The organism is Streptococcus cristatus, assembly GCF_963529205.1.
Classification (GTDB): Bacteria; Bacillota; Bacilli; order Lactobacillales; family Streptococcaceae; genus Streptococcus; species Streptococcus cristatus_O.
The window spans coordinates 39,638-52,885 of the sequence record NZ_CAURYF010000008.1 but is presented as its reverse complement, the minus strand read 5'-3'; the positions used below and the strand labels follow the sequence as shown (position 1 = coordinate 52,885).

Below are 13,248 nucleotides of genomic sequence, written 5' to 3'. Positions count from 1 at the left end.
TAGAAAGCCCTGATTCGTGCAGATGCCCTTCGCCTAAACAGCCAAGGTTACTTGTTATAAGACACCTGTTGACGAGCTTCATGCTTTCCTGCTGCTATTTCACACAAAGGTTATTGTACCATGAATAAAGTCAAAAGTAAAGGGGAATAAACAAAAAGAGTCTGGGACAAAAGTCCTAGCCTCTCAATTGTCTTTGGATTGTCGAGCAAGACGCAGTGGTTGAGTGGGCTCTATTACGCTGATTTCATCAGCTTTTACAGCCCTACTCAACTGTGCGGAGGTGGGACGACGAAATCGAATTCTAACGAATTACCGATTTCTGTCCCACTCTCTAAAGTCATTTTTAGAAAACAAGGCAACTCACAGCCCCAAAAGCTTCAAAATCTCTTGCTTGTATCGCAGCTTCTGCAGTTCTTTATCCTCGCTGTCTGACCAGGTCAGTTGGAGGTTTGCCACGATTTGTCCAGGCCAATTTTTCAGAATATAGATGCGGTCACTGAGAGCCAGAGCTTCCTCAATGCTATGCGTGATGAGAAGAGTCGTCAACCCCAACCTGCGGTGAATGTCCAGATACCAAGCGTGCAGCTCCATCTTGGTCAGCTCATCCAGAGCACTAAAGGCCTCGTCCAGAAGAAATAGCTTGTGGCCGAACATATAGGTCCGCAGCAGAGCCACGCGCTGCCGCATCCCCCCGCTTAGTTCATGTGGATACTTATTTGCCACATCAAAGAGCCCGAACTCCTTCAAAATCTGAGTTGCCTGCTCCGTCGCTTTCTTTTTGGATACCTTTCGGATGAGGAGGGGCAAGATGACATTGCCCAGCACCGTCTTGTGCTCCAGCAGCAAGTCCTTCTGCAGCATATAACTCACCCGGCCCTTGGGATTTTCCTGCCCATCTAGGACAATCCGGCCCGACTGGACCTCCAAAATCCCAGCAATCAGATTAAAGAGGGTCGTTTTCCCGACTCCACTAGGTCCCAAAATTGCTACGACCTGGCCTGCTTCTACCTCTAGGCTGATATCTTTCAAAATCTGCTGCTCATCATAAGCATAGCTTACATTTTCAAGTTTAATTTCTGTCATTATTTTATATAATCGTTGCTAAATCCCTTGTCACTCAAGTCATTGTTCACGATGCCATTGTCCTTAGTCCATTTGTAAAAGGCATTCCAGCGGCTAGCCTCAAACTGACCCCACTTGTCCTTATCCGATGCATATTGCTCGGACAGATATTTTTGCGAAGCCAAGACAAAGTCGCGCTTGCTTTTCAACTCTGGCGCATGCTTGATTAAAATATCCGCTGCTTCTTCAGGGTGCTCCATGGCGTATTGATAGCCCTTCTTGATGGCCTGCAGGACCTTTTTCGCCTCGTCCGGATTCTTCTTCAGATAGTCATTATTGGCAATGATGACCGGAGAATAATAGTCAAACTCCTTTACATAGTCCTTCATGTAAAAGAAATTAGTATCCATGCCCTGAGTCTGAGCCATGATGCCGTCCCAGCCATGATAAATCCAGGCCGCATCAAACAAGCCATTTTCAATCGGCGTAATAGAGTTGGAATCGTTGTTGGGAACTTTTTCTACCGCATCAAACTGACCGCCTTGGCTTTCGACCAAAGTTTTGAGCATGCCTAGCTCCACTGGATCATTCCAAGTACCGTATTTCTTGCCAGCCAGATCCTTAGGGCTTGTAATCCCAGCAGATTTTTTGGAAATAATGCCCGAAGTATTATGCTCTACAATAGCCGCGACAGCTGTGATTTCTGCGCCCTTATCCAGTTTTTTAGCCATAGAGTCCTGGAAGTAAATACCAAAAGGTGCCTTGCCGTTGATAATCAAATCCGAACTGCTATCTTCAGGCGGCAACTTGATATCCACATCCACACCTGCTTCCTTGAAGTAGCCCTTTTCCTGAGCCACATAAAGGCCGGTATGGTTGGTGTTTGGTGACCAATCTAGGATAAAATCAATCTTTTTGTCCTTACTAGCAGACTCTGAGCCTGACTTGCTGCAAGCCGCTAGGCCAAAGATAGAAACGGCAGCCAAGCCTGCCAGCAACATTTTATAAGTTTTTTTCATTATAATCCTCTTTTCTTTTTTGGAAATAGCAGAGCTGAGCTCTTATTTCCATTTAATGACATATTTTTCACTGATAGCCACCAGCTTCATCCCCAGAAGACTGATAACCGAAACCAATATGATAATAGCAAACATGGTGTCGTACTGGAAAAGTTTCTTAGACTGAATCATGTAAACACCCAAACCTTCGAAACCACCCAGCCATTCAGAAACTACGGTCGTGATAAAGGCATAGGAGACACTGACACGCAAGCCCGCATAGAAATAGGGCAAACTGGTCGGAATCTTAAAATGCCAGAGAATCTGCCAGCGATTGGCCTGCATGAGCTCAAAGAGCGTCAGAGTATCCCGATCACAATGCCGAAAACCATCCAGAATACTGACGATAATCGGAAAAGTCGTCGTCAGAATAATCAGCACAATCTTGGGCAAAATCCCATAACCCAGCCAGAGAACCAAAATTGGCGCCAAAGCAATGGTCGGAATCGTCTGCACCACGACCATCATGGGATAAATCAAATCATTGAGCCAGCTCATGCTGTCCATGAGTATAGCTAGTATACAAGCCAAGATGACGCCCAAGACTAACCCCAGCAAGGCTACTTTTAAGGTGGCCCAGCTATGACTTGCTAGAAAGCCAGCATCTCTGATAAAGGCCTGACCGATTTCCAGAGGTGTCGGCAGGATAAACTTGGGCAAGAGCTTAAGCCAGCCCATGACCTGCCAGATGACAAGAATTCCCAGCATACCCAAAAGGCTAATCTGCTGGCGCAGGATATTTTTCAAGTTTTTCATCAATACTTAAAATCTTTCCATAGTTTATTTTCACATTAGCAAAAACATTGTCTGCCTGAGTGCCTGCAAGCTCAATCGCCTGCTGTAGAATAGGAAATAAAGTCTCCCATTCCCCTTCTAGAACGGTCTCAAAAGGCGTCACGACCATCTTCACTGGCTGTTTTTGCAAAAACTCAATCACTTCCTCTATGACTGCCAAACGATTCACATCATGTGACAAAGGAAGAATTTGTAAAGCAATACTGGCTTTCATCTCTTCACCTCCTTACTTTCATGTTTCATCTGAGAATAATGTATGCAGATAGGATTAAAATTCACAAGAAAATAACTTGGCATTTAAACAAAAAGACAGCGAGCTCCCTTTATAAACACTTTGCTTTCCATACAAAAACACCTTCCCCAATATGGAAAAGGTGCTGCATGCATCAGTAAACTAACTTGGCGAATAACTCCCCATTTTAGCAAAACCACAAGGTCTTTACAAATACAATTCCCTACGCTGGCATTACCCAGATCAGGTGCGGTCGAAGCTTACACTTCCTCTCAGACTGTACACAGACTCCCATATATAGGATTATGATAACGCAATCATCAGCAAATGTCAAGATTGGAGCTTGGACTCACTACTTTTCAACTACAAGTGAATCAAACGATCATCAATCAGGCAAACTCTCCTTTCGCAGCCAACAAAGACTCCATAGCCCTGATATTCTCTGACTCACTTATGGATAAGATGGTTTCAAAACCCAGTTCAGCTGCCGTATCCAAGTTAGCCTGAATATCGTCAATGAAAACGGATTCTGTCGGATCAATCTCGTACTTTTTCAGCAGTTTTTGATAAATCTCTGGCTCTGGCTTGACAACCCCGACTTCTGAGGAAAGAATATAGCCCGACAGTAGTGGATAGATGGGTAGCAAACCAGCTTTTTCAATATGATAAAAAATCTCGCAAGTAGTTGACAGGATGTAAATGCGATAGCCTTGATCAGCCCATAAGCCAATCTGCTCCTGTAAACCACTGTAAACCTCCACAACCTCATACCAATTGTAGAAGATATTCTGAACAGCAGAATGATACGAATCTTCCAGCTGAGCTAGTCCTTCGTCACAGGCTTCTTTCAAGCTCAACTCTCCCTTGTCTGTTTGATGCCAGACACCCGACTCAAAAATGACCTGTCTAAGAAGCTGTCGCCGCTCTTTCTCAGGTTCAAAAGAGGTCAAGATTTTCTCAGAATTCCATTCAATCAAGACATTTCCTAAGTCAAAAACCAAGTTTTTTATCATTTCCTTCACCAGCACTTTCCCTTTTAATAGAAGCTTTCGTAAATTCTAGCTCATGCCACTGCAAATCTGCCATTCCAACCTATCTTGACTATCCCTAATATAGCATGTTTAGGTTAAGAAAAATCCCAGAAATGAACTGTTCCTCAAAGTTGGGTTTTGCCCAACTCTAGGAAACAATACAAAGTTCTGGAATCACCTATTATTCTTAGTCAAAATAGCGAATTAAATTTTTCTCTGTCAAAATATCTGAGTAAGTGTAGGACTCCACATAGGTGTTAGCAATTTCACCTGGTTGGCCTCCTTCATTTTCATACTCAACGATAAATAGAGAAGGATAAACTTCAATCAAGCGACCTTGTTTGCTCTTTTGGCGCTTACGGCCATTTTCCAAGGTCATCTCTACCATCTGCCCCTCGTGAGCCTTGATGTCCTCCTTGATTTTCTTCATTTTTGCTACATCTGTAAATGCATCACTCATACTATACATCCTCTCTTTTAGAAATACTTGAAAATTTATTATATTCTTTTTGGAAAATCAGCTCAACCGTACCACGCGCCCCGCTCCGGTTTTTCTCAATAATGACTTCAACCTTGTTGTTCGGAATGCCTTCCTCTTCCTCACCGGCCCGTTCATAATAGTCGTCTCGGTAAAGAAAGGCTACGATATCCGCATCCTGCTCAATAGACCCAGACTCCCGAATATCAGACAGTACTGGGCGCTTGTCCTGCCGTTGCTCCACGCCACGCGAGAGCTGACTCAGCGCAATAACCGGCACCTTGAGTTCCTTTGCTAAAATCTTAAGCTGGCGGGAAATTTCCGAAACTTCCTGCTGGCGATTTTCACGACCCGTTCCTGTAATCAATTGCAGGTAGTCAATCAAAATCAGGCCAAGATTGCCTGTCTCTTGAGACAGCTTACGAGCCCGCGAACGAATCTCCGTAATCCGAATCCCTGGCGTGTCATCAATATAAATACTAGCATTGGCCAGATTCGCTGTCGCAATGGTATATTTCTGCCACTCTTCATCTGTCAATTGCCCCGTACGGATAGAGTGAGAATCAATCACTCCTTCTGAAGCCAGCATCCGGTCGACCAGGCTCTCTGCCCCCATTTCTAGGGAGAAGATAGCCACTGTCTTATCCAGCTTAGTCCCGATATTCTGAGCAATATTGAGGGCAAAGGCTGTCTTACCGACTGCTGGACGAGCAGCTAGTATGATTAACTCTTCTTCGTGCAAGCCCGTCGTCATCTTATCCAACTCACGGTAACCCGTCGCAATCCCTGTAATATCAGTAGTTTGCTGAGAACGGGCTTCTAGATTAGCAAAGTTAAGATTTAGAATATCTTGAATATTTTTAAACCCACTGCGGCTGGCCGTTTCACTGACATCAATCAGAGCCTTTTCTGCTCCTGCAATGATTTCCTCGGATGGTCTCTCACCGTCATAGGCTTGGTTGATGGATTCTGTCAAACGTGAAATCAGGCGGCGTAAGATTGCTTTTTCAGAAACGATCTTGGCATAGTACTCTGCATTGGCAGAAGTCGGCACAGAGTTAACGACCTCCACCAGATAGCTTAGTCCGCCAATATTCTGCAAGTCTCCTTGGCTATCCAAAATATTGCGAACGGTGGTCGCATCGATAGCATCCCCACGATCCGCCAAGTCAATCATGGCCTTAAAAATCAGACGATGGGCATATTTAAAGAAATCCCCAGGCTCAATATATTCACGGACAAAGACCAGTTTGCTCTCATCGATGAAAATGGCCCCTAGTACAGACTGCTCTGCTAAAATATCTTGAGGCTGAGCTCGCAACTCATCAATCTCTGCCATAGGTGAATCCTTCCTTTAATACTTTTTACCCTTCCGTAACCCGCAGGCGAATCACACTTGTCACGTCTTGGTAAATCTTTACAGGAACATCAATCAAACCAATCGAACGAATGGGAGAATCAACCTTGATATTCCGTTTGTCAATTTTTAGGCCAAATTGCTTTTGTAGTTCATCAGCAATTTTTTTGTTAGTAATCGAACCGAAAGTGCGTCCGTCTGGTCCGACTTTCTCTGTAAAAGCAACAACCGTTGTTTCTTCTTCCAACTTAGCCTTAATAGCTTGAGCTTCTGCCACCATCTCTGCATGAGCCTTTTCCTGAGATTTTTGCTTTCCTCTCAGCTCACCGATAGCTTGTGCATTGGCTTCCTTAGCCAGATTTTTCTTAATCAGGAAATTTTGAGCGTAGCCAGTAGGCACTTCCTTGATTTCCCCTTTTTTCCCTTTTCCTTTTACATCCTCTAAAAAAATGACTTTCATTTTATTTCTCCTTTTCTATTGATTCCTCATTATCCATCACTTGATCCATAATCTCTTGATTTAGACGTTGAGTGACTTCAGCAACCGTTTGATCGCTAACTTGCGCTGCTGCTAGATTAAAGTGGCCGCCACCACCCATTTTCTCCATAATCCGCTGAACATTGATCTTGCTGCGACTACGAGCTGAAATGGATACGTAACCCTCAGTATTTCTGCTAACTACAAATGTTGCTTCAATGCCCGACATGGCAAGCATGGTGTCAGCTGCCTTGCTAATGACGACTGTATCATAGCTGGCATTTTCAGGACCCGCTGCTACAATCACATTTGGCAAAAGCTTCTTACCATTCAAAATCAGCTCATTGACTGCTCGATACTCTTCAAAATTCGTAGAAGAAATATCCTGAATGACGACACTATCACTGCCCCGAGCCCGCAAATAACTGGCTACATCAAAGGTTCGACTGGTCACTCTGGAAGTGAACTTCTTGGTATCCAGCATAATCCCAGCCATAAGCAGGCTGGCTTGAATTTTATTCAGGCGATTCTTCTTGGAATTTTGAAACTGAATCAGCTCCGTTACCAATTCGCTGGCACTGCTGGCCCCACTTTCGATATAGGCGATAACTGCATTTTCAGGGAAATCCTCATCACGGCGGTGATGATCCACCACAATCGTCTGACTAAATCGGTCAAATAATTCCCTTGAAAGCGTTAAGGCCAGCTTCGAGTGGTCCACCATTATCAAGAGCGAACGACTGGTTACTCGGTTCATGGCTTCCGAAATCGACAAAAGATAATCAGCGCCTTCCGACGTCAATTTTTGAATGGAGCGATAGATGTCTGAGCCCATCTGTTGGTCATCATACACAACATAGGCTTTCTCAATGATATTGCTGGCAAAAAGCTGCATACCCACCGCGGAACCTAAGGCATCCAAATCAAGATTGCGATGACCAACCACAAACACCTGATCTACACTCTTGATTTTATCTGAAATAGCTGCCATCATAGCCCTCGTACGCGTGCGTGTACGTTTGACAGATGCAGCCGTTCCACCACCAAAGTATACTGGATTCTTGGTCTCGTCATTCTCTTTGACAACCGCTTGGTCACCACCCCGGACCTCAGCTAGGTTAAGATTAAGGAGGGCAATCTTACCAATTTCATCATGCTTACCATCCCCGTAAGAAAAGCCCATACTAAGCGTCAGAGGAAGTTTTCGATTCTTGGCTTCTGTCCGAAATTGATCAATGATCGAAAATTTACTATCCATCAGTTGTTCCAAAACCGTATAATCCGTGAAAAGATAATAACGATCCATCCCCACCCGACGGTAGAACATATGAAATTGCTCAGAAAACTCTGCTACAAAGTTAGCTACAAAACTATTGATATGACTAATATCTGAATCTGATACAGCATCTTCCAAATCATCATAATTATCAACTGAGACAACACCGATAACTGGTCGTGTCGTAACGAGCCCAACTGTTGCTTCATACTCACTTGATGCATCAAAAAAGTACAGGACACTAGAAGCTGAATCAAAATAAACAGAATATTGATTGTCTCCTACTGTTGCGTAGCTACCCGATTTCGAAGCAGCAAGGTGAATAATTTCCTGCAGGAGATCACTATTTAGCTCCCCATCATCCGTTGTAAAAATCAATTCAGCATAAGGATTGAACCAGTCCACATCTCCACTATTTTCATTGATTTTAATCACACCAACTGGCATCTTATCCAATAAGGAAGCCAAACTTCCTTCTGCTTGATGATTGACATAGCGAATCTGATCAAGCTCGTCCAATTCAGTCACTCTTTGCTGCTGAATAAATAGCCCAATCAAAAGCGCCAGCACTATGAAAAGAGAAGCCAGCATAGCAAAACTGTCACCAAAAAGGCGCAAACAAATAGCTAATATGATAAAGGAAGTAACCCCCGCTATTGCCAAGTGGCTTGGGGCAAAACGAATTTTTTTCATTAAAAAACCTCTTATTGCGCCATTTTACCATATTTTCTTAAAAAAAGCGAGTTTTCACTGCCCTTGGACACTTGTAAAGCAAGACAGAGTCAAGTCGCTAGAATTCTTTTCGGATAAGAACTTGTGAATCGCTTTCAATCTATGTAAATCTTGTAAACATAAAAGTTTTAATGATTTACAACATCTGTAAACTCTATTTTGTATAAAGAGATTATTTTGTCAACTTTCGTTTACAAAACTGTAAACTATACAAAAAACGCACCATCTATTAAGACAGTACGTCGATAGCTTATCATCTTGCTTGATTTTTAGAAATGCTTCTAGACTTGCCTTCTAAGTAAACCATCAAAATAGAAATATCTGCTGGATTAACACCCGAAATACGACTAGCCTGACCAATTGTTTCTGGATTGATTTTCTTGAACTTCTGACGCGCTTCTGTCGCAATCGAGTCAATATCATCCCAGTCAATATTTGCTGGAATCCGCTTTTCTTCCATGCGTTTCATCTTTTCAACCTGATCAAGGGCTTTAGAAATATAACCTTCGTACTTAATCTCTGTCTCAATTAGCTCGATAATCTTTTGGTCCAACTCTTCTGCCGCTGGACCAATGAACTGAACCACATCTTGATAAGACACTTCCGGTCGCCGCATAAATTCTTTGGTTGTCACTGCATCTGTCAGAGCTTTAAAGCCAAGCGCTTCTATCTTAGCATTGGTTTCCTTGACGGGTTTCAACTTGATGGATTCCAAGCGCTTCATTTCATTGTCAAACTGATTCTTTTTAATCTCGAAACGAGCCCAGCGCTCATCATCTACCAGACCAATTTCTCGTCCCATCTCTGTCAAACGCATATCGGCATTGTCGTGGCGGAGAATCAAACGGTACTCAGCTCGGCTAGTCAAGAGTCGATAAGGTTCTACAGTCCCCTTGGTCACCAAATCATCAATCATGACTCCAATGTAACCATCACTACGCTTCAAGATCAACTCTGGCTTCCCTTGGATCTTCAAGGCCGCATTAATCCCAGCGATAATTCCTTGACCAGCTGCTTCTTCATAGCCAGAAGTCCCATTGGTCTGACCTGCTGTAAAGAGGCCAGAAATTTTCTTGGTTTCCAAGGTTGCCCGCAACTGGTGGGGCATAATCATATCGTACTCAATGGCATAGCCTGTCCGCATCATCTCAGCATTTTCTAAACCTTTGATAGAGTGAACCAAGTCCTTCTGTACATCTTCTGGCAGACTAGTTGACAGCCCCTGCACATAAACTTCTTCCGTATCGCGACCCTCAGGCTCTAAGAAAAGCTGGTGGCGTTCCTTATCCGCAAAACGGACGATCTTATCCTCAATAGACGGACAATAACGTGGCCCTACTCCTTTAACGATACCTGAAAACATAGGAGCCCGATGCAGGTTATTTTGGATAATTTCATGACTTTCTGCATTGGTATAAGTCAACCAGCAAGGCACTTGATCTTTCACATAGTCCTCATCACGAGACGTGTAAGAGAAATGATTGGCTTTTTCATCACCTGGCTGAATCTCGGTCACATCATAATTGATAGATGACGCCTTAACACGTGGAGGCGTTCCGGTTTTAAAACGACCAATTTCAAAACCTAGATCCCGCAGGTTATCTGCTAAAGGAATGGCTGCCAAGCTATGGTTTGGACCAGATGAATACTTGAGATCACCAATGATAATTTCTCCCCGCAAGGCTGTTCCAGTTGTAACAATGACAGCTTTAGCTGCATATTCCTGTTGCGTCGCTGTTTTAACACCAATTACTTTACCATCTTCAACCAAGATTTCATTAATCATGGTTTGTCGCAAAGTCAAATTTTCTTGATTTTCAACAGTCTTGCGCATTTCTTTAGAATAGAGCTCTTTATCCGCTTGCGCTCTAAGAGCACGAACTGCAGGTCCTTTGCCAGTATTGAGCATTTTCATCTGGATATAGCTCTTGTCAATATTCTTAGCCATCTCCCCGCCCAAAGCATCTACTTCACGAACGACAATGCCTTTAGCAGACCCTCCGATAGATGGATTACAAGGCATAAAAGCCAGCATCTCAATATTTATAGTTGCTAGCAAAACTTTACATCCCATGCGGCTAGCAGCCAGCGATGCCTCAACTCCAGCATGGCCTGCTCCAATCACGACAATATCATAACTTTCAGTAAAATTGTGTGTCATCTCTTTTTCCTTCATTTTTTCACCAAAAAAGGCCAAGTCTCTAGAAGTGCAGGACAAAAAGCCTGCAACATCCATGAGCTTTGACCATCATAGGTATTGCTTATCTTATTGTAGCAAATTGAGCGAAATTGTCAATCTAAAGCAACTAAGATTGGCGAATTGCTTCAAAAGCTTCTTTATCAATCTCGACAGATTCAGAGAATGCATCCAGAACAATCCCTCTTAATGAAAATCTCCCTCTGCCTTCAACTGCAAACAATCAATCTGTGACAGGCAGTTGCAACCAAGAAAAGCGATCATAGTATTCTTTTGGAATCTCTTGCTCGTTTGAGAAAGAGGGATAGAAATAATCATCTCCCTTCTGCAGAATATCGGGTTTTAGGCGAGCACCCTCTTGGCCTTCACTCTCATCCATTAGATAAGCATTGAAAGGAACCCAAACCTTAGATTGCTTTAATACCTTAAATAATGCCTCTATAGATTCTGTCGTTTTCTCATGCAAATACTGCTTCTTATAGTCAGAAAGAGTTTCAAGTTCCTCCTTCTTAACAGTCTTTTTCTTAAAAAATTGAAACATTCTCGTTCCTCTTGTAGCTACTTAAATGTACTGCAAGACTTGACCATTCTTATAAGCTCTGTCAATCAAGCCACCACCTAAGCACTCATCTCCATCATAGAAAACGACTGCTTGACCTGGAGTAACTGCCCTTTGTGGTTGATAAAAGTTGACAACAGCCTTGTCACCCTTTACAGTAACTGTCACCTTAGAATCTGGCTGCCGGTAGCGAAACTTAGCTGTACATTCCATAGTAAATTCTTCTGGCATTTCTTTTGTGAAATGAACCTGACTAGCGTCAAGGCTGGTTGACATTAAATGGTCATGATAGAATCCTTGACCAACATAAAGAATATTTTGGCTAAGATCTTTTCCGACCACAAACCAAGGTTCGTTGTCACCGCCCTGCTGACCACCAATTCCAAGACCACCCCGCTGGCCAATGGTATAATACATGAGTCCTGCGTGCTGTCCCATATCTCGGCCATCCATTGTCATCATGCGACCAGGCTGGGCTGGTAAATATTGACTCAGAAATTCTTTAAAATTCTTCTCACCTATGAAGCAAATGCCAGTCGAGTCTTTTTTCTTAGCAGTGGCCAAGCCAGCTCTTTCAGCAATCGCTCGAACTTCTGGCTTTTCTAAATGCCCCAGAGGAAACATGGTCTTTTGCAGTTGTTCCTGTGATAGCTGGCTCAAGAAATATGTCTGATCCTTATTGTTGTCCTTACCACGTAACATATGGACTAGGCCATCTTGGTCTCTCTTCACCTGAGCATAGTGACCCGTTGCCACGTAATCCGCTCCCAGTGTCAAGGCATAGTCAAGGAAGGCTTTAAACTTGATTTCCTTGTTACACATAACATCTGGGTTCGGAGTCCTACCAGCTCTATATTCTGCCAAGAAGTATTCAAAAACGCGATCCCAATACTCTTTTTCAAAGTTAACAGAGTAGTAAGGAATGCCAATCTGATCTGCAACAGCAGCTACATCCTTGTAGTCTTCCGTAGCTGTGCAGACACCAAATTCGTCTGTGTCGTCCCAGTTTTTCATGAAGATGCCAATCACATCGTAACCTTGTTCTTTCAAGAGTAAAGCAGTTACTGATGAATCGACACCTCCGCTCATACCAACGACGACACGAATCTTAGAGTTATCACTCATTGTGTTCTCCCATCTTTTCGTTATTTCACAATTGAAGGTCGTGCTGTGCTTTCAACGATTGAAGGTCGCTTGAGCAAGGTCTATTATAGCATGATTTAGCAAGGAGAACAACGAATAACCTTTGGCTCGATCTGATGAGTATTTTAAGTTGTCAATTAGATTTACAGAATTGTAAACCCCTTGATACAAAACGTCATAAGCCTACCAATATTTACTAGTAATTGCAAAAAGGGACTAGAATATAAACTCCAATCCCTGTAAATATAATTTTTCCTAAAGTCTTAATACCAGCCATTTGCTAACCAGAAATTTTTAGCAGCCGACCATGAGCCATAGCGACCTGCTACATAAGCATCTGCTGTCTTCTCTTGATTTTCTGGTGATAAATCTCCATTTAGATAGGTGATAGTCAACTGATAACGACCATAGTATTGCCCATTTTGCGCTGTATAACTGCCGCTGGACTCTTTTTGAGCAATCCACTCCTTAGCTTCTGCATCTTCAGCACTCAAGCCAGAACTTGGGTTTACAGTAGATTGCTCAGCCTTATCTGATTTTTCAACAGTCATCTGCTCAGACACATCATCATCCAGCTCTAAAACCTGACCAATACTAATCAGGTCGATATTGCTAATCTTGTTTTTTTGCGCAATCTTGTCAACAGTCATCTGATGAGAAGCAGCAATCGCTGACAAGGTATCACCTGACTTGACAGTATAACTTTCTGCATTGACTACAATAGGAAGCAAAACAGCAGCTCCTGCCATCAAACTGAGTAAGCCTGCTTTCATCATTCTATTTTTAAAATACAAATTCATGTTTAGAATTCTCCTTTTCTGTGATATATCTATCCTAAAGCAAAAGTATT

13 protein-coding genes are annotated in these 13,248 nt (G+C 42.9%); all 13 read right to left on the bottom strand.

Going from position 1 to position 13,248, the window contains the following annotated elements:
* Positions 1 to 360 precede the first annotated feature (360 nt).
* The 13 genes from RWS39_RS03165 to apf all read right to left on the bottom strand — a co-directional run bounded on the left by RWS39_RS03165 (position 361) and on the right by apf (position 13,198).
* Complete coding sequence (locus RWS39_RS03165; protein WP_314480391.1) at positions 361 to 1,083, bottom strand: ABC transporter ATP-binding protein; 723 nt, start codon at positions 1,081 to 1,083, stop codon at positions 361 to 363.
* Positions 1,083 to 2,081 carry an ABC transporter substrate-binding protein gene (locus RWS39_RS03160; protein WP_185774106.1) on the bottom strand — a complete coding sequence of 333 codons (999 nt, stop codon included), beginning with the start codon at positions 2,079 to 2,081 and terminating at the stop codon, positions 1,083 to 1,085. The genes RWS39_RS03165 and RWS39_RS03160 overlap by 1 nt, the downstream gene beginning before the upstream one ends.
* Positions 2,082 to 2,123: 42 nt before the next feature.
* The gene (locus tag RWS39_RS03155; protein WP_314480381.1) at positions 2,124 to 2,876 is read right to left on the bottom strand and encodes an ABC transporter permease; all 753 of its coding nucleotides are present in this window, start codon (positions 2,874 to 2,876) and stop codon (positions 2,124 to 2,126) included.
* Positions 2,839 to 3,129, bottom strand: a complete 291-nt coding sequence (locus RWS39_RS03150) for a thiamine-binding protein (protein WP_314480378.1) — start codon at positions 3,127 to 3,129, stop codon at positions 2,839 to 2,841. The genes RWS39_RS03155 and RWS39_RS03150 overlap by 38 nt, the downstream gene beginning before the upstream one ends.
* A 407-nt stretch (positions 3,130 to 3,536) precedes the next feature.
* Positions 3,537 to 4,160, bottom strand: a complete 624-nt coding sequence (locus RWS39_RS03145) for an HAD family hydrolase (RefSeq protein ID WP_314480375.1) — start codon at positions 4,158 to 4,160, stop codon at positions 3,537 to 3,539.
* A gap of 205 nt (positions 4,161 to 4,365) precedes the next feature.
* Positions 4,366 to 4,638 (bottom strand): Veg family protein, encoded by a 273-nt coding sequence (locus RWS39_RS03140; RefSeq protein ID WP_005592064.1) that lies wholly within the window; start codon positions 4,636 to 4,638, stop codon positions 4,366 to 4,368.
* Between the two features lies 1 nt (position 4,639).
* Positions 4,640 to 5,995: a replicative DNA helicase gene (gene dnaB, locus RWS39_RS03135; protein WP_314480372.1), complete on the bottom strand. Its 1,356-nt coding sequence runs from the start codon at positions 5,993 to 5,995 to the stop codon at positions 4,640 to 4,642.
* 25 nt (positions 5,996 to 6,020) lie between these two features.
* Positions 6,021 to 6,473, bottom strand: a complete 453-nt coding sequence (gene rplI / locus RWS39_RS03130; RefSeq protein ID WP_061909903.1) for a 50S ribosomal protein L9 — start codon at positions 6,471 to 6,473, stop codon at positions 6,021 to 6,023.
* 1 nt (position 6,474) lies between these two features.
* Positions 6,475 to 8,460 (bottom strand): DHH family phosphoesterase, encoded by a 1,986-nt coding sequence (locus RWS39_RS03125; RefSeq protein WP_314480370.1) that lies wholly within the window; start codon positions 8,458 to 8,460, stop codon positions 6,475 to 6,477.
* Positions 8,461 to 8,752: 292 nt separating this feature from the next.
* Complete coding sequence (gene mnmG, locus RWS39_RS03120; RefSeq protein WP_314480367.1) at positions 8,753 to 10,660, bottom strand: tRNA uridine-5-carboxymethylaminomethyl(34) synthesis enzyme MnmG; 1,908 nt, start codon at positions 10,658 to 10,660, stop codon at positions 8,753 to 8,755.
* Between the two features lie 259 nt (positions 10,661 to 10,919).
* Entirely contained in the window at positions 10,920 to 11,237 is a 318-nt protein-coding gene (locus RWS39_RS03115) for an SseB family protein (RefSeq protein ID WP_260470227.1), read from the bottom strand.
* A gap of 21 nt (positions 11,238 to 11,258) precedes the next feature.
* Positions 11,259 to 12,380 carry a tRNA 2-thiouridine(34) synthase MnmA gene (gene mnmA / locus RWS39_RS03110; RefSeq protein ID WP_314480361.1) on the bottom strand — a complete coding sequence of 374 codons (1,122 nt, stop codon included), beginning with the start codon at positions 12,378 to 12,380 and terminating at the stop codon, positions 11,259 to 11,261.
* Between the two features lie 281 nt (positions 12,381 to 12,661).
* Positions 12,662 to 13,198 carry an aggregation-promoting factor gene (apf, locus tag RWS39_RS03105; RefSeq protein ID WP_314480358.1) on the bottom strand — a complete coding sequence of 179 codons (537 nt, stop codon included), beginning with the start codon at positions 13,196 to 13,198 and terminating at the stop codon, positions 12,662 to 12,664.
* Between the last annotated feature and the right edge of the window lie 50 nt (positions 13,199 to 13,248).

What these genes read in the sequence shown, in the direction of transcription:
- apf (WP_314480358.1), bottom strand. Translation starts at nt 13,198, where the DNA reads ATGAATTTGTATTTTAAAAATAGAATGATGAAAGCAGGCTTACTCAGT.
- RWS39_RS03150 (WP_314480378.1), bottom strand. Translation starts at nt 3,129, where the DNA reads ATGAAAGCCAGTATTGCTTTACAAATTCTTCCTTTGTCACATGATGTG.
- RWS39_RS03165 (WP_314480391.1), bottom strand. Translation starts at nt 1,083, where the DNA reads ATGACAGAAATTAAACTTGAAAATGTAAGCTATGCTTATGATGAGCAG.
- RWS39_RS03125 (WP_314480370.1), bottom strand. Translation starts at nt 8,460, where the DNA reads ATGAAAAAAATTCGTTTTGCCCCAAGCCACTTGGCAATAGCGGGGGTT.
- RWS39_RS03155 (WP_314480381.1), bottom strand. Translation starts at nt 2,876, where the DNA reads ATGAAAAACTTGAAAAATATCCTGCGCCAGCAGATTAGCCTTTTGGGT.
- mnmA (WP_314480361.1), bottom strand. Translation starts at nt 12,380, where the DNA reads ATGAGTGATAACTCTAAGATTCGTGTCGTCGTTGGTATGAGCGGAGGT.
- RWS39_RS03145 (WP_314480375.1), bottom strand. Translation starts at nt 4,160, where the DNA reads ATGATAAAAAACTTGGTTTTTGACTTAGGAAATGTCTTGATTGAATGG.
- RWS39_RS03140 (WP_005592064.1), bottom strand. Translation starts at nt 4,638, where the DNA reads ATGAGTGATGCATTTACAGATGTAGCAAAAATGAAGAAAATCAAGGAG.
- dnaB (WP_314480372.1), bottom strand. Translation starts at nt 5,995, where the DNA reads ATGGCAGAGATTGATGAGTTGCGAGCTCAGCCTCAAGATATTTTAGCA.
- rplI (WP_061909903.1), bottom strand. Translation starts at nt 6,473, where the DNA reads ATGAAAGTCATTTTTTTAGAGGATGTAAAAGGAAAAGGGAAAAAAGGG.
- RWS39_RS03115 (WP_260470227.1), bottom strand. Translation starts at nt 11,237, where the DNA reads ATGTTTCAATTTTTTAAGAAAAAGACTGTTAAGAAGGAGGAACTTGAA.
- RWS39_RS03160 (WP_185774106.1), bottom strand. Translation starts at nt 2,081, where the DNA reads ATGAAAAAAACTTATAAAATGTTGCTGGCAGGCTTGGCTGCCGTTTCT.
- mnmG (WP_314480367.1), bottom strand. Translation starts at nt 10,660, where the DNA reads ATGACACACAATTTTACTGAAAGTTATGATATTGTCGTGATTGGAGCA.